The sequence below is a fragment of the Streptomyces sp. NEAU-W12 genome (assembly GCF_026242095.1).
Lineage (GTDB): Bacteria > Actinomycetota > Actinomycetes > Streptomycetales > Streptomycetaceae > Streptomyces.
The window spans coordinates 91,254-106,727 of the sequence record NZ_JAPJDM010000009.1 but is presented as its reverse complement, the minus strand read 5'-3'; the positions used below and the strand labels follow the sequence as shown (position 1 = coordinate 106,727).

The following is a 15,474-nucleotide window of genomic DNA, read 5'->3' as shown; positions in this document are numbered from 1 at the left end:
GCGTTCAGCCCGTGCGGGGCGCCCAGCGGCGGTTGGAGGTGTCGTACGCGTAGCGGGGCAGCCCCTCGATGCCGCTGGTGCGGAAGGGACGGCCGCCGTCGTCGATCCGGACGGTGCCGGAGCGGCCGCCCGAGGACCAGTCCAGCTCCAGGTACCAGCGGCAGTCGCAGTCCGCGGTCCTGGCGGTCACCTCCAGCACCTCCGGGTCCTTCGCGGAGACCCGGTAGGGCATGCGGACCGCCGGGATCGGTGTACCGGCGTCGTTCCCCGCGACCGCGCGGGCGATCGGCCGGTCCTTGTCCAGGTCCACCGCGAAGTACCGCGGGGTGAGGGCGCCGCCGCAGCCCTGGTCCATGGCGTACGCGTTGCCCGGGGCGGGGTCGGCGCGGCCGGTCACCCGGACCCGCAGGGCCGTGAGGACGACCGCCGTGTCCGACGTCCCCTGTACGGACAGTTTCACGATCGTCTCGCCCCCGTGCACCGCCGCCTGCGTAGCCGCCCAGGTACCGGCATCCTGCGGGACCGGGGGCGGGGGCACCTGGGCGGGCGGCTTGGCGACGACGTAGTCGTGACCGCAGCCGTGCGCCCAGGCCTGGGAATCCGCGGTCCAGGCGAGAGGCGCGCCGGCGGGTGCGGAGGAGTCCCCGGACGAGCCGCTGGAGGAGCCGCCCGGGGAGCCGTCGGAGCCGCCCCCCGCGGGACTCCCGGAGGTGCCGCCGGGAGCGGCCGGGCCGGAGGGCCCACGCCCGGTTCCGGAGCCGTCCGGTGAGCGCTCCGGGCGTCGGGACGAGGCGGACGCCGAGGCGGGCGGCGACGAGACACGCAGACCCGGTGCCGTGGGGTCCACGAAGGAGGTCGGAACGGAGTCGGCGGTGGCCCGGGAGGTGTCGTCGGGGGAGGGGCGGTGGCCGTCCGGCAGCGCGGCCAGCGTGCCCACGGTGACGAGCGAGGCGCACGCGACGGCCAGAACACCCGCGACGCGCTGGCGCCGGTGCCAGGGGCGCGGCCGGGGGAGGGGACGGTCGGCCGGGGGGTGAGGACCGATGACGACATCCGCGTCCAGGGGCGGTCGATCGGTGCCGGGGACGATCCCGGAAGCGGTGTCCGTATCCATGGCGGTGTCCTCGCGGGCCCCGGCCCCGGCCCCGGCCCCGTCGCCCCTGGTCGTCTCTGCGGGACGGGTGTTCGTGGACCCGGTGACCGGAGCCGCGGTGGCAGGTGGAGTGTCCACGACCGCCGCTGCCGGCGCCTCTCCCGCTCGCGGTCGTTGCCGTATCGCGACGGCCAGGAGCCAGCGGCGGTGGAGGTCCAGGCGTTCCGCCCCCGAGGCCCCGCACAGGGCGGCGAAGCGTTCCACCGGAGCGAAGTCGAGGGGGACCGCCTCGCCCGCGCAGTAGCGGTGCAGCGTCGAGGTGTTCATGTCCAGGCGGCGGGCCAGCGAGCCGTAACTGCGGCCCGTACGTTCCTTCAGCTCCCGCAGCCGTGCCGCGAACTCGGCCACGTCGTCCTGTGTCGACACCTTCACCCCGCGCGCACTCGTTGGGCCGGACGGGCCCGGGACGGCATCCCAGGCACTTCATATACCTGCACGTCAGACGGGCTGGGATGGTTCCATGCCCCGGGAAGGACCGCCGGCGCTTGCGCCTGCCTCCCGGGACGGCAGATGCTCTTGGTGTCGCCCCGGCGGCCACCGGACGGACCGTCCAGGCCGTCGGGGCAGCACCCGCATCCCACCACACACTCCTCACGGGGGACACCCATGCCCATGCGCACCCGGGCCGCCGCACTCTCCGTCATCACCCTCCTCGCACTCGCCGCCGTCACGTCGCTCACCGGGCCGGCCGGAGCGGCGCCGGCCGCGGACGTGGCGCCGGAGGCACAGCAGGCGAAGGCCGTCACACCCAAGTTCCTCGTGGCGTCCCAGCTTCCGCCGCACCCGTCGTCCGAGTGGACGGCCGGGCCCGTCACCGACGGCTTCCCGATCGAGCTCGCCCACTGTCTGGGGGAGGACGGCGTTCCGGCCTACGACTACCGGCACCGGGTCTTCCACACCGAACTGGACACGGGCGCCGTGCAGGCCACGGTCGTGACGGGCTCGGCCGCCCAGGGCAAGGCACTGGCCGCCCTGATCAACAAGAGGATCCGTTCCTGCGCGGACCGCATCGAGCAGTCGGACCCCGGGATCGAGGCCGAGGGCCGGTACTACGGCTCGCTGCCGGTCGAGGAGGGCGCACAGGTCCACGGGCTGCACACCCGTGCCTCCTGGGGCGCCACCGACATCCACCTGCTGTCGGTGGGACGCGACGGCAGGACGGTCACCATCGTGGGCTGGGGGCAGATGGGCGACTTCGGCAACGCCCCGGTGGCCGCCTTCAAGAAGACGACGACCAAGGCCGTCAACAAGCTGTACTGACACTGACCTCCGGAAGGGAACTGTCCGGAAGCGAACCGTCCGGAGGGGAACTGTCCGGAAGAACGTGGTCCGCAACGGACCGCACGACCACCGCGAACCCGGGGTCGTCCTCTCGCCACGGGGGTCGGGAGGACGGCCCCGCACACGTGTGTGGCCGTTGAAGTTCGGCCAATATCCGGCTTTGACGACGCCTTACGACCGCCGCATGACTGCCGCGTGGGTGACAGGGCATGGATTCCCCCGGACATGTTCGAGCCGCAGGGGGAATCGACACCGGAACGTGGGCGGGGGCCATGAGAAGGCAGGCACAAGGGGGTCGTCCGGGCGTGGCCGGGACCGGCTCGGTGACGACCGTGGACGGGACGGCCGACGGGGACGCGGCGCAGACACCGAGGGCGGCCCGGCTGCAACGTCGGCTGGGGCGCGCGGACCTGCGGGCGGTGCCCGAGTCCCGCCACGACCTACGACACATGCTCAGGCACTGGGGAAGGCCAGGACAGTCGGAGACGGCGGAGCTCCTCACCACCGAGCTCGTCACCAACGCGCTGATCCACACCGACCGGGCGGCGGTCCTGACGGCCACCGTCGGACCCCGCGGATTACGGGTCGAGGTACGGGACTTCGTGGACCACGAACCCCGGCCGCGGGTACCGGCCGCCGACGACGGTACGCACGGCCGTGGACTGATCCTGGTCGAGTCCCTCGCCGACGCGTGGGGGATCAGGGCGCACGGGGTGGGCAAGGCGGTCTGGTTCGAACTCGAAACGGACGCCGCCTGACACCGGCGCCGGCACCGAAGCACTCGACGGGACGGGGTACGGCCCGCGCGGGCCGTACCCCGTCCCGTCGAGTGCCCCGCCCCGTCCCGCCCGCGTCAGCCGAACTGCTGCTCCAGGTCCTTGAGCTTGCGCTCGAGGGAGTCCAGGCGCGGCAGTGCCTGGGTGTCGTCCTCCGCGGTGAGGTCGACGGTCATCGGGTCGGAACGCCCGCGTACCGGCTGCAGGGACGGGCGTGAGCGCACGGGCAGGACGGCCTCCGGCGCCGCTATGGCAGGCTCCTTGGTCGCCATGTCGTCCGCCCGCTCCACGGTCGGGGCCTCCATGGAGTGGCCACCGCCGCCCACGAGAGCGCGGTGGCCCCGGCTGATGGCCTTCAGCCGCGCCCGCTCCACCCGCTCCTGGTCGCGTCGGCGCCGGCGTGTCTCGTCCTTCTGGCGCTGGTCCTCGCGGACCTCCTCGACCGCCTCGTCGAGGCTGCGCACGCCCTCCAGCAGCATCAGCGACCAGGCACGGTACGTCTCCCGGGGAGCCCGCAGCCAGCGGACGATCCGGATCTGCGGCAACGGACGCGGCACCAGGCCCTGTTCGCGCAGGGCGGCCCGACGGGTCTGCTTCAGCGCGCGGTCGAACAGCACGGCCGCCGACAGGGACATGCCCGCGAAGAAGTGCGGAGCGCCCGCGTGCCCCACGCCCCGGGGAGCGTGCACCCAGTTGAACCAGGCCGCGGCGAACGCGAAGGTCCACACGAGTATGCGGGAGCCGAGCGCCGCGTCACCGTGGCTGGCCTCGCGCACGGCGAGCACCGAGCAGAACATCGCCGCGCCGTCCAGACCGAAGGGCACGAGGTACTGCCAGCCGCCGGACAGGCCGAGGTTCTGCTCGCCGAAGCCGACCAGGCCGTGGAAGGAGAGCGCGGCCGCCACCGCGGCACAGCAGAACAGCAGGAGGTAGGAGACGGTGCCGTACAGAGCCTCCTTGCGCCTGCGGCGCTCCTCGCTGCGCTCCCAGGAGTCGTCCGCGCTCGTGTCCTTGACCGAGGAGCGCTTGCCGCGCGCGAGCACCGCCACCGCCGCCAGCATGCCCAGGAGCAGCACGGCGCCCGGAAGCAGCCAGTTCAGCGATATGTCGGTCAGTCTCATCTAGGGGTCCCTTGCATTGGGATAGGGCGTAACGCCCGCCATAGTGGCCCAATCCCGCCGTCCCTCTGGGGATTTCGGGGCAAGTGGTCGCCATTGGGGTGCGAGGGGATGCCCAGGGCGGCGTTCTGTTGGAACTGACGCGCGAGGGGCGGGAGTTGGGTTCGAATGAGACTACCCGTACGGGTGGTTCCGCGGGTACACCTCGCAACGGGCGAGGGAATCGTGAAGGCCCTGTGACCTTCGCGGTGGTGCGCAGTCGGCGGATCCAGTGGGCGGACGGGGGAGATGGCGAGTGACGCGCCGAGCGGCGCGACGTCAACTCGCCTTCGCCACCGGCAGGGTGGTGACCTCGGTGGGCATGCTGATGACCTTGCCGGGGGCCGCCTTCTCGCTCACCCTTCCGGTGCCGCAGGTGCGCGGGCAGGTGGCGCAGACGTCGTCGGGGCGCAGGGTGTAGAACATGCAGCAGCTGATCCGGTCCCGGGTGTGCGTGGCCTCGCCGCCGGGCCCCGTGACCGGGCGGAAACCCGCCGAGCCGACGTACGGCTTGGTGGCGCCCGGCAGCAGCAGTTCCAGCTCCCGCAGGGCCCGCTCCTCCTCGCCGAGCAGCTGCCCGATGTACCGCAGGCTCTCCACGACCTCGTCGGTCGCCATGCCCCACAGGGCGCGGCCGCGACGGCGCATCCTCGGGCCGAAGCCCGTGAGGACGGGTTCGAGGTGTTCGGCGACGGCGGCGCGCACCTCGGCGCGCAGGGCCTCCTCGTCCACAACCACGCGGGCGCCGGGCAGCGCGGCCGCCGGGTCGTCCGGAAGGCAGGCGAACGTGTGGGGGCGTACGGCCATGCGGCCCACGGCGAGTCCGGCGGCGGCACGGTCGAAGGAGACGTGGGTCACGGGGTAACGGGGCACGCGGCGGTGCAGGAACCACGGCACGGTGATCAGCAGGCAGGCGGGCCAGGCGTAGCGGTGCAGGCCGAAGCTGGCGACCACGTCGGGGCGGGCCTGCTGTCCGTAGTCCCGCAGTACCTGGCTGTCGTCCCAGGCCAGGAAGGCGTCCAGCGCGGAGCCGCCGTCCCCCTCGGCGAGCGCGTCGGCGGACACCCAGGCGCCCTCCCGGGGCACTTCCTCGTCGGCGGCGAGCTCCGTGACGGCGAATGCCGGGAAGGCCTCCGCCAGGCGGGCGTACGCGTCCGCGACGGCCGAACCGGTCGCTGCCATGGGACCACCCCTTCACGTGTCGCCGAACCGGCCCGACGCCGGGCCGATAAAGGTAAGGCTCACCTTACCCAAGATCTTCGAGATGTGAAGCGGGGGGCCCGTGCCCGTATGGTGCTTGACGGGCGAATGACAAACCGCCGTAATGGCCCCACGTACCGAGACGTCCCGAGGAGGACCCCGTGAGGCAGGGCACGAAGGGCTTCGCAGGGGCGGGTGACACCGGGACCGGGCGGGACGGCACGGGCGCGGGCGGGGGCGCGCGTACCGGCACGGACGCGGACCGGGACGGGGGACCGACCCGGTCCGGCGTACGGAGCGGGGGAGCCGACGCCGCACCCGGCCGGAACGACGCCGTACGCGGTGAGCACACCCACGGCGAACCGCCCGCCGTCCTTCCCCGGCCCCGCACACCCCTCCAGCGGTCCTCCGTGCGCGGGCAGGTCCTCGCCGCGCTGCGCACCGCGCTGGTGACGGGCGACCTGCGGCCCGGCGCGGTGTACTCCGCGCCGGTGCTGGCCGAGCGGTTCGGGGTCTCCGCGACACCCGTCCGGGAGGCCATGCAGCAGCTCACCCTCGAGGGCGCGGTCGAGGTCGTGCCCAACCGGGGCTTCAGGGTCGTCGAACGGGGCGACCGGGAGCTCGCCGAACTGGCCGAGGTCCGGGCGCTGATCGAGGTCCCGGTGATGCTGCGGCTGGCCGCTGCGGTGCCCGCCGAACGCTGGGCCGGACTGCGCCCCCTCGCCGAGGCCACCATCCGAGCCGCCTCCTCCGGCTGCCGGGCCGCGTACGCCGAGTCCGACCGCGCCTTCCACCGCGCGGTGCTCGCCCTCGCGGGCAACGAACAACTGGTCCGCATCGCCGAGGACCTCCACCGCCGCGCCCAGTGGCCCCTGGCCGGGAGCGCCCCCGGGGTGCGGGGCCGCGCGGAGCTGATCGCCGACGCGCACGAACACACGGCTCTGCTCGACGCGTTGATCGCCGGCGACCTGGACGTGGTCCGGTCGCTGGTGGGGGAGCACTTCAACGGGGCGGGCTGAGCGGTCGGTGCCGGTGGTGCCCCTCCCGCCTCCGCCGCTGCCCCGTCCCGTCCCTGGGGGGCCGCGCCCCCGGATTCCCTCGACGCGTTGATCGTCGGCGATCCGGACGTGGTCCGGCCGCTGGTGGGGGAGCACTTCAACAGGGCGGGCGGTGGCGCCCCTCCCGCTTCCGACGCCGCCCCGTCCCGCCCTGTCTCCGCCGCCCTTTCCCCTCCCGCCTCCGCCCCGTCCCTGGGGGCCGCGCCCCCAGACCCCCCTTCAGTTCCGAACGGGCCTCGTCCTCAAACGCCGGACGGGCCGGGTGCGGCCGAGTTCGTCATGCCGTTGCCGCGCCCGGGCTCTGCGGTGCCAGCTGGCGGGACAGCCAGGTGGGGACGCCGCCGAGCAGGCGCAGCAGCCGGCGGGCCTCCTCGCGCAGACGGGACGCCTCCGGTTCGGTCTCCGTGTCGGCGAGGGAGACCAGGGCCGGGGCCGTGCCGACCAGATAGCCCAACTCCTCGCGGATCCGCAGCGATTCGGCGAAGCCGTGCCTCGCCTCCGCCAACTCGCCCTCCCGCAGCGCGAGTCCGGCGAGGTGACGCCAGGTGCCGGAGAGCAGCAGCGGGTCGGCGTGCGCGGTGGCGCCCGCGTGGGCGCGGCGGTACGCGGCACGCGCCGACTGCGCGGAGCGGGCCAGGTTCTCGGCGATCAGCCCGCGCCGGAAGTCCAGCAGTGCCCGTGCCGGGGCCCCCGGAGGGATCAGCGCCGCCGCGCGCCCGAGCGCGGCCCGCGCCTCGTCGGCCCGGTCGCGCACCGCGAGCAGGGTGACGGCGTAGGCCAGGTACCCGCGTTCACAGGCCGCGGCACCCCGTTCGTCGTCGGTGTCGGCCAGCGCCTCGGCCGTCCGCAGCGCGTCCTCGGCCTCGCCCCAGCCCGCCTCCGTGTACAGGCACCGCTCCACCAGGAGCGACGACCGCTGCAGCGCCGCGGCCGGGGTGTCCGGGGTGAGCAGGGCGGCGGCGTCGGCCCAGCAGGCGCGTGAGCGCAACCGCCATACCGCGGTCTGGAGGGGATCGTCACCAGCGGTCGTTCCGTTACCAGACATGGCGGTGTGCGCCACGTTGCCCTCCCCGAGCACGCCATCGAGCTGTTGAGTGGTGGCCGCATCTCAGCACGAACAACGGGGCCGGGCCAAGAGGGTGGGTGAAGGATTTCACAAAGTCGTGGATCAACGGACCCGAACGGTGGACAGTCCGACGGCACCCGCGGCTCCCCACCGGCGCACGCCCTCACCACGCGCCACCCCCGCCGCGCGAACTCCGGCCGGCCGGCCGTCAGCTCATGCGCAGGGCCAGGAAGAAGTCCAGCTTGTCCTCCAGGCGGGACAGGTCACGGCCCGTCAGCTGCTCGATGCGCCCCACCCGGTACCGCAGCGTGTTGACGTGCAGGTGCAGCCGGGCGGCGCAGCGGGTCCAGGAACCGTCGCAGTCCAAGAAGGCCTCCAGCGTGGGGATCAGCTCGGCGCGGTGGCGCCGGTCGTAGTCCCGCAGCGGGTCCAGGAGGCGCGCGGTGAAGGCCCGCCGTACGTCGTCGGGGACGAACGGGAGCAGCAGGACGTGCGAGGCCAGCTCGTGGTGGCCGGCCGCGCAGACCCGGCCCGGCCGCGCCGCGGCCACGCGCCGCGCGTGCCGTGCCTCCTCCAGGGCCCCGCGCAGCCCCTCCGCCGAGTGCACGGCCGCGCTGACCCCGAGGGTGAGCCGCCCGTCGCCGTCCAGGCCTGCCGTCAGCGGCTCCCGTACGGCCTCCAGCAGCACGTCGGCGAGAAGTCCCCGCCCCTCGGCACCCTCGTGCTCGCCGGCCACCGCGGGCAGCGGGACGAGTGCGACCGCCTCGTCCCCGGTGTGCGCCACCGCGATCCGGTCGGAGTGCTCGGGCCCCGTCGACGCGGGGTCGACCAGGATCTCCTCGAGCAGCGCCTGCGCCGCCGCCCCGCCCCCGGACCCACCGCCGTCCCGGTCGACCCGCGCGACGACCACCTGCCAGTGCGGCGCGGCCCCGAGACCGGGCACCAGCACCGGCGCCGCCACCCGCAGCCGGGCCGCGACCTCGGCCGGGGCCGCGCCCGCCTGCACCAGTTCCAGCACCTCCTGCGCGAGCCGGCGCCGTACCGTGCGCGCCGCGTTCCGGTGGTCCCGCTCGACCGCGATCAGCTGGGTGACCCCGTACAGCAGGTCCAGCCGCTCCTCGGCCCAGTCCCCGGCGTCCGCCTCGACCACCAGCAGCCAGTCCGACAGCACCGTCTCCCCGCCGTCACTGCCGTCCCGCACCTTTGGGGAGGCCGGTGTGCCCGGCCCGCTCTGCCCGGCGTGCCCGGGGTGTGCGGGCTGCGGGGCCTGCGGGGCGGCCGTCACCGGCCGGTCCGTGAATCCGCCGCCGCGCACCGGGAAGAGGCTGTACGTCGTCCGGTCGTCCAGGGCCACCCGGTGCGGGCCGAGGCGGTCGCCGCGGGCGGCCGCCAGCTGCTCCGACGCGAGCCGCACGCACACGTCCTCGGGCAGCCGCGGTCCCGCCTTCGAACCCGCGATCAGCCGCCCGGTCGGCGAGAGCACCCACGCCCGCAGGTCCAGGTCGGTGCCGAGCAGGTCGAGCACGACGTCCGGGCCGCCGCCCGCCGGGCCCGACGTCATCAGCCGCCGGTGCCGGTCCACCACGGCCGCGAGGTCCCCGGCCCGCTCGCCGGACACCTGCCGTACGACATGCTCGGTGACCGTCGCGAAGGCCACCGACTCGTGCACCGCGAACAGCGGCAGCCGGTGCCGCGCACAGGCCACGACCAAATCCTCCGGGACGGTGCCCAGCTCCGCCTCGCCGGCTGCCAGGGCGACGACCCCCGCCTGCACCAGACGCCGCACGAACGGTTCGGAGTCGGCGGCGTCCCGGCGCCAGGCCAGACCGGAGAGCACGAGTTCCCCGCCGGAGAGGTAGCGGCTGGGGTCCCGCAGGTCGGTGGTCATCACCCCGTGCACGGTGCGGTCCAGCTCGTCCTCGCCGCCGAGCAGCGCGAGCCCCAGCGCGTCGGTCTCCAGCAGTGCGCGCAGCCGCATTCTCGTCGCCGCCGTTCCCTGTCTCGATGTGTACCGATGTCTACGATGGGCCTGTGGGCCCCGCTCAAAGGCCGTGGAAGGTCCGCGGAGGGCCTTTCCCGCAGCGCCCGGGTGAGTGGCCGGTCCGGCACGGTCGGCTGTCCCCCGGACTGTGTACTCCGTCTCCTCCGGGTCCGGTGTTTCCGGAGGAAAACAAGGAGAGTACTGAGGTCTTCTTTTCATATGAATCTACAAGATGTCCCCGCTGGCCAGGCCACTCCTTCATGTCTTCCGTGACTGACCCGGGTGGAGCAGTGGGCGGTGTACTGAGCCCGCTCCGCGTGAATCCCCTCTGCACGAGCCGGGTCCGCCGCACACGGACTGGCTCGATCCGTACGAGCCACGAGACGAAGAAGAGAGCCGGTCATGGACTTCCTTCGCCCCGCCAGCTGGGAGGAGGCGCTCGCCGCGAAGGCCGAGCACCCCACCGCCGTGCCGATCGCGGGTGGCACCGACGTGATGGTCGAGATCAACTTCGACCACCGCAGGCCCGAGTACCTCATGGACCTCAACCGCATCGGCGACCTCACCGAGTGGGAGGTCGGGGAGGACACCGTACGGCTCGGCGCCTCCGTCCCGTACACGAGGATCATGGAACACCTGCGGGCCGAACTGCCGGGCCTCGCCCTCGCCGCCCACACCGTCGCCTCCCCGCAGATCCGCAATCGCGGCGGGGTCGGCGGCAACCTCGGCACCGCCTCCCCGGCCGGTGACGCCCACCCGGCACTGCTCGCCGCCGGCGCCGAGGTCGAGGTCGCATCGGTGCGCGGGTCCCGCCGCATCCCGATCGACGCCTTCTACACCGGCGTGAAGCGCAACGCGCTGGCGCCCGACGAGCTGATCCGCGCCGTCCACATCAGGAAGGCCGACGGACCGCAGCAGTTCTCGAAGGTCGGCACCCGCAACGCGATGGTCATCGCCGTGTGCGCGTTCGGCCTGGCCCTGCACCCCGGCACCCGCACGGTCCGCACCGGCATCGGCTCGGCGGCGCCCACCCCCGTGCGGGCCGCCGCCGCCGAGGACTTCCTGAAGGCGGCGCTCGACGAGGGCGGCCTCTGGGACAACGGGAGGGCCGTCCCGCCGTCGGTGGCCGAGCAGTTCGCCGGCCTCTGCTCCGCCGCCTGCAACCCGATCGACGACGTCCGCGGCACCGCGGGCTACCGCCGGCACGCGGTCGGCGTCATGGCCCGCCGCACGCTGACCTGGACCTGGGAGTCGTACCGCGGCACCCGCCGTCTCACCGAGGGAGCCGCGTGATGCGTGTCCACTTCACGGTCAACGGACGGCCCCAGGAGGCCGACGACGTGTGGGAGGGCGAGTCCCTGCTGTACGTGCTGCGCGAGCGGCTCGGCCTGCCCGGGTCCAAGAACGCCTGCGAACAGGGCGAGTGCGGCTCCTGCACGGTGCGCCTCGACGGCGTCCCGGTGTGCTCCTGTCTCGTCGCCGCCGGCCAGGCCGAGGGGCGCGAGATCGTCACGGTCGAAGGGCTGGCCGACCTCGCCCGGCAGCGCTCCCGCGGCGCGCGGGACGGTGCCGGCGGCGGTGCCGACGAGGGTACGGAACTCGCCCCGATCCAGCAGGCGTTCATCGACGCCGGTGCCGTCCAGTGCGGCTTCTGCACCCCGGGCCTGCTGGTCGCCGCCGACGAGATGCTGGAGCGCAACCCCAGCCCCGGCGACGCCGACATCCGTGAGGCGCTCTCGGGCAACCTGTGCCGCTGCACGGGCTACGAGAAGATCCTGGACGCGGTCCGCCTCGCGGCCGCCCGACGGTCCGAGGGGGTCTGAGCATGCCGACGAACGGTGTTCCCACCAAGATCACGCAGGGCTCCGCGACCAAGGGCGGCATCGGCGAGTCCACCCTCCGCCCCGACGGCACCCTCAAGGTCACCGGCGAGTTCGCGTACTCCTCCGACCTGTGGCACGAGGACATGCTCTGGGGCCAGATCCTGCGCTCCACGGTCGCGCACGCCGAGATCGTGTCCATCGACACGAGCGAGGCGCTCGCCACCCCGGGCGTTCACGCCGTGATGACGTACGACGACCTGCCGACCGACGTGAGGAACTACGGCCTGGAGATCCAGGACACCCCGGTCCTCGCGCACGGCAAGGTCCGCCACCACGGCGAGCCCGTCGCGATCGTCGCCGCCGACCACCCGGAGACCGCCCGCCGCGCCGCCGCCAGGATCAAGGTCGACTACCGCGGACTTCCCGTCGTCACCGACGAGGCCTCCGCCACCGCCCCCGACGCGCCCCTCCTCCACGAGCACCGCGACGACCACCACAGCCACCACGTCGCCCACCCCAACATCGTCCACCGCCAGCCCATCGTGCGCGGCGACGTGGCACGGGCCCGCGGGCGCGCCGACGTCGTCGTCGAGGGCGAGTACACCTTCGGCATGCAGGACCAGGCCTTCCTCGGCCCCGAGTCCGGACTCGCCGTCCCCGAGGAGGACGGCGGCGTCCACCTCTACATCGCCACCCAGTGGCTCCACTCCGACCGGCGCCAGATGGCGCCCGTCCTCGGCCTGCCCGAGGACAAGGTGCGGATGACCCTGGCCGGTGTCGGTGGCGCGTTCGGCGGCCGCGAGGACCTGTCCATGCAGATCCACGCGTGCCTGCTCGCCCTGCGCACCGGCAAGCCCGTCAAGATCGTCTACAACCGTTTCGAGTCCTTCTTCGGACACGTCCACCGCCACCCGGCCAAGCTCTTCTACGAGCACGGCGCCACCCGCGACGGCAAGCTGACCCACGTCACGTGCCGCATCGTCCTCGACGGCGGCGCGTACGCCTCCGCCTCCCCGGCCGTGGTCGGCAACGCCGCCTCCCTCGGCATCGGGCCGTACGTCGTGGACGACGTCGAGATCGAAGCCCTCGCCCTCTACACCAACAACCCGCCCTGCGGCGCGATGCGCGGCTTCGGCGCGGTCCAGGCGTGCTTCGCCTACGAGGCGCAGATGGACAAGCTGGCCGGGCGACTGGGCCTGGACCCGGTGGAGTTCAGGCGGCTCAACGCCATGGAGCAGGGCACCGTCATGCCCACCGGGCAGGTCGTCGACTCCCCGGCGCCGGTCGCCGAACTCCTGCGCCGCGTCAAGGCGATGCCGATGCCGCCCGAGCGGCAGTGGGAGAGCAGCGAGGGCGCCGACGTGCGCCAGCTGCCCGGCGGCCTGTCCAACACGACCCACGGCGAAGGCGTCGTACGCGGCGTCGGCTACGCGGTCGGCATCAAGAACGTCGGTTTCTCCGAGGGCTTCGACGACCACTCCACCGCACGCGTGCGGATGGAGGTGGTCGGCGGCCGGCCCGTGGCCACCGTGCACACCGCGATGGCGGAGGTCGGCCAGGGCGGAGTCACCGTCCACGCCCAGATCGCCCGGACCGAGCTGGGCGTCGGCCAGGTGACCATCCGCCCCGCCGACACCCGGGTGGGCTCGGCCGGTTCGACCTCCGCATCCCGGCAGACGTACGTCACCGGGGGAGCGGTCAGGAACGCCTGCGCACTCGTCCGGGAGCAGGTCCTGGAGCTCGGCCGGCGCAGGTTCGGCCCGCACCACCCGGCGTGGGCGACGGCCGAACTGCTGCTGGAGGGCGGCAAGGTCGTCACCGACGGGGGCGAGGTACTGGCCGATCTCGTGGACGTCCTCGGGGACGAGGCCGTCGAGGTGGAGGAGGAGTGGCGGCCCCGGCCGACCGAACCCTTCGACCTGCGCACCGGCCAGGGCAACGGCCATGTCCAGTACACCTTCGCCGCACACCGCGCCGTCGTCGAGGTCGACACCGAACTCGGTCTCGTCAAGGTGATCGAACTGGCCTGCGCCCAGGACGTCGGCAAGGCGCTCAACCCGCTGTCCGTCATCGGCCAGATCCAGGGCGGCACCACCCAGGGCCTGGGCGTGGCGGTCATGGAGGAGATCGTCGTCGACCCGAGGACGGCGAAGGTGCGCAACCCCTCCTTCACCGACTACCTCATCCCCACCATCCTCGACACGCCGGTCATCCCCGTCGACGTGCTCGAACTCGCCGACGACCACGCGCCGTACGGGCTGCGCGGCGTCGGCGAGGCCCCCACCCTCTCCTCCACCCCGGCGGTCCTCGCGGCCGTCCGGGACGCGACCGGGCTCGAGCTGAACCGCACACCGGTCCGCCCGGAGCACCTCGTCCGAACCGTGTGACGCGCCCACCGGCGCGGGGCGGCCGCCCGGGACGGGCCGTCCCCGGCCGCCCCCGAGGCCCGCAGGCCCGCAGGCCCTTGCCGAGGAGACCGACAGATGCTGGACATCGCCGATGAACTGCACCGGTGGGCCGGGCAGGGCCGTGACTTCGCGGTCGCCACGCTTCCGCGTCCGTCGCCGGGACCGGTCCGGCGGTGTGACGGACGGAGAGGCGTCGCCGCCCGCCGGGGCGGCACCGGCCGCCGTCACGGCTGCTGCAGCAGGGTGTTCACCGCCCGGCCGAACACCCGGCGGGAGACGGCCCGCAGGGCCGGGTCGCAGAAGCCGGGCAGGAAGCGGACGCGCAGGTCCTCCCGCCACAGCACCCGGGTGCGGCCCCCCGGTCCCGGACGGACCTCGATCTCCGCCCAGCCCCTGACCACACGGCCCCGCTTCTCCAGCCGGCACAGGCCGGCAGAACCGTCGGCCGGGGGCCGCCAGACGGTCACCTCCATCCGGTCGTCGAAGCCGACCGGGCCGAGGCCCGAGCGGGCGACGAAGACCGTGCCCTCACCGGTGGGCGGGGGAGTGGTCACGGTGACCCGGGTGAACGGAACCGCCGCCCCGTGGCGGGACCACTTCGTGAGCCGACGCCAGGCCTCGTCGAGCGGGAGGGGCGCCGTGCGCTGGAGATGGAAGGTGGCCACAGGGGGATCCTAGGCAATCAGGGCGGGTCGGCGGGCCGACAGGGAGCGCATCACCCGTCTGGCCCAGTCGGCCCGTGGGCTCGCCGGGGGGGCCGGCGCGGGCGCGGGCCGGGTGCGGGGGCGCAACGGCAGCACCCGTCGCCTCTGGTGCTCCGTGCGCTCGGCCACCTCGCGCGTCCCCGCCAGGACGTCTCCGAGCTCGCGCACGAGGCCCTCGTGGACCGGGAGGCGCACGGGGCCCGACCGGCGCTCGGGGGCGTGTCCGGAACCGTGCGCGGATCCCTCGGGTCCATCGGTGCGATCGGTGCCGACGGGAGGGGAGGTCACGGAGAAGCCCTTCGTCGCGGGGGTGTTCCGGGTCCTGGCCTACGGCATGCAAAAAGGGCCGCTGCCCGGGCCCCGTAGGACTCAGCGCCCGATGCCCGTCGCGGTGTCACACGTCCCCGGGGCACGTCCTGAACCGGACGTGCCCCGGCGCGACCCGGACACCCCGGCGCGACCCGGACACCCCGGCGCGACCCGGACACCCCCGGCCCCGCCGCGGTTCCTGCCCGGGTTCGACGACCTGCGCCTCTCCCACGCCGGCCGCACCCGCGTGCTGCCCCACGGGCTGCGGGGCAGCACCTGGCGGGGAAACGTCCCCTGCCCCGCCCTCCTCGCCGACGGCATCCCGGCGGGGCGCGGCGGCTGGACGAACGCGCCCTGGTGACCGATCCGTTCGGCCCGCTCACCAGGGCCCGGCGGGACGGGATCACCGCCGAGGGAGGGGGGAACGGACGCCGCAGGTCATGCACCCGCACACGGCGTACTACAGCCGCTTGGGAGCCGTACGCCGATGACGGGGCGCCGGGGGGATGGAGAGGGGGCGTTGCGGGCTGCTCGTGGAAGCCCGCAACGCCCCCTGGC

13 protein-coding genes are annotated in these 15,474 nt (G+C 74.0%); 7 read left to right on the top strand and 6 right to left on the bottom strand.

The window, feature by feature from the left end; translation table 11 throughout:
• Window positions 1–4: 4 nt before the first annotated feature.
• Window positions 5–1,525, bottom strand: coding sequence for a helix-turn-helix domain-containing protein (locus tag ORI94_RS13310; protein ID WP_416237816.1), 1,521 nt, complete (start codon window positions 1,523–1,525; stop codon window positions 5–7).
• A 234-nt stretch (window positions 1,526–1,759) separates the two neighbouring features.
• Between ORI94_RS13310 and ORI94_RS13305 the strand changes: the two genes are divergently transcribed.
• Together ORI94_RS13305 and ORI94_RS13300 are read left to right on the top strand one after the other, a co-directional pair.
• The gene (locus tag ORI94_RS13305) at window positions 1,760–2,413 is read left to right on the top strand and encodes a hypothetical protein (protein ID WP_266074795.1); all 654 of its coding nucleotides are present in this window, start codon (window positions 1,760–1,762) and stop codon (window positions 2,411–2,413) included.
• A gap of 293 nt (window positions 2,414–2,706) precedes the next feature.
• The gene (locus ORI94_RS13300) at window positions 2,707–3,192 is read left to right on the top strand and encodes an ATP-binding protein (protein WP_416237815.1); all 486 of its coding nucleotides are present in this window, start codon (window positions 2,707–2,709) and stop codon (window positions 3,190–3,192) included.
• 95 nt (window positions 3,193–3,287) lie between these two features.
• Here the strand turns inward: ORI94_RS13300 and ORI94_RS13295 are convergent, their stop codons facing one another.
• The gene (locus ORI94_RS13295; RefSeq protein ID WP_266074791.1) at window positions 3,288–4,331 is read right to left on the bottom strand and encodes a DUF2637 domain-containing protein; all 1,044 of its coding nucleotides are present in this window, start codon (window positions 4,329–4,331) and stop codon (window positions 3,288–3,290) included.
• A 315-nt stretch (window positions 4,332–4,646) separates the two neighbouring features.
• Window positions 4,647–5,549, bottom strand: coding sequence for a (2Fe-2S)-binding protein (locus tag ORI94_RS13290; protein WP_266074789.1), 903 nt, complete (start codon window positions 5,547–5,549; stop codon window positions 4,647–4,649).
• A gap of 179 nt (window positions 5,550–5,728) precedes the next feature.
• Here ORI94_RS13290 and ORI94_RS13285 point away from each other — a divergent pair, with 179 nt between their 5' ends.
• Entirely contained in the window at window positions 5,729–6,586 is an 858-nt protein-coding gene (locus ORI94_RS13285; RefSeq protein ID WP_266074785.1) for a GntR family transcriptional regulator, read from the top strand.
• Window positions 6,587–6,902: 316 nt separating this feature from the next.
• Here the strand turns inward: ORI94_RS13285 and ORI94_RS13280 are convergent, their stop codons facing one another.
• Both ORI94_RS13280 and ORI94_RS13275 read right to left on the bottom strand, forming a co-directional pair.
• Window positions 6,903–7,670, bottom strand: a complete 768-nt coding sequence (locus ORI94_RS13280) for a hypothetical protein (RefSeq protein WP_266074783.1) — start codon at window positions 7,668–7,670, stop codon at window positions 6,903–6,905.
• Window positions 7,671–7,899: 229 nt separating this feature from the next.
• Entirely contained in the window at window positions 7,900–9,669 is a 1,770-nt protein-coding gene (locus ORI94_RS13275) for a PucR family transcriptional regulator (protein WP_266074781.1), read from the bottom strand.
• A gap of 405 nt (window positions 9,670–10,074) precedes the next feature.
• Between ORI94_RS13275 and ORI94_RS13270 the strand changes: the two genes are divergently transcribed.
• Genes ORI94_RS13270 through ORI94_RS13260 form a run of 3 tightly spaced genes read left to right on the top strand, consistent with a single transcriptional unit; the run spans window position 10,075 to window position 13,882 of the window.
• Window positions 10,075–10,965 carry an FAD binding domain-containing protein gene (locus ORI94_RS13270; protein WP_266074779.1) on the top strand — a complete coding sequence of 297 codons (891 nt, stop codon included), beginning with the start codon at window positions 10,075–10,077 and terminating at the stop codon, window positions 10,963–10,965.
• Window positions 10,965–11,495: a (2Fe-2S)-binding protein gene (locus ORI94_RS13265; protein WP_266074777.1), complete on the top strand. Its 531-nt coding sequence runs from the start codon at window positions 10,965–10,967 to the stop codon at window positions 11,493–11,495. Before ORI94_RS13270 ends, ORI94_RS13265 begins: the two co-directional genes overlap by 1 nt.
• Window positions 11,496–11,497: 2 nt before the next feature.
• Window positions 11,498–13,882, top strand: a complete 2,385-nt coding sequence (locus tag ORI94_RS13260; RefSeq protein WP_266074775.1) for a xanthine dehydrogenase family protein molybdopterin-binding subunit — start codon at window positions 11,498–11,500, stop codon at window positions 13,880–13,882.
• A gap of 245 nt (window positions 13,883–14,127) precedes the next feature.
• On the opposite strand, the gene ORI94_RS13255 is transcribed toward ORI94_RS13260, so the two are convergent.
• Entirely contained in the window at window positions 14,128–14,568 is a 441-nt protein-coding gene (locus ORI94_RS13255; protein ID WP_266074773.1) for an SRPBCC family protein, read from the bottom strand.
• Between the two features lie 466 nt (window positions 14,569–15,034).
• Here ORI94_RS13255 and ORI94_RS13250 point away from each other — a divergent pair, with 466 nt between their 5' ends.
• Window positions 15,035–15,277 (top strand): hypothetical protein, encoded by a 243-nt coding sequence (locus ORI94_RS13250; RefSeq protein WP_266074771.1) that lies wholly within the window; start codon window positions 15,035–15,037, stop codon window positions 15,275–15,277.
• The last annotated feature ends 197 nt before the right edge of the window (window positions 15,278–15,474 follow it).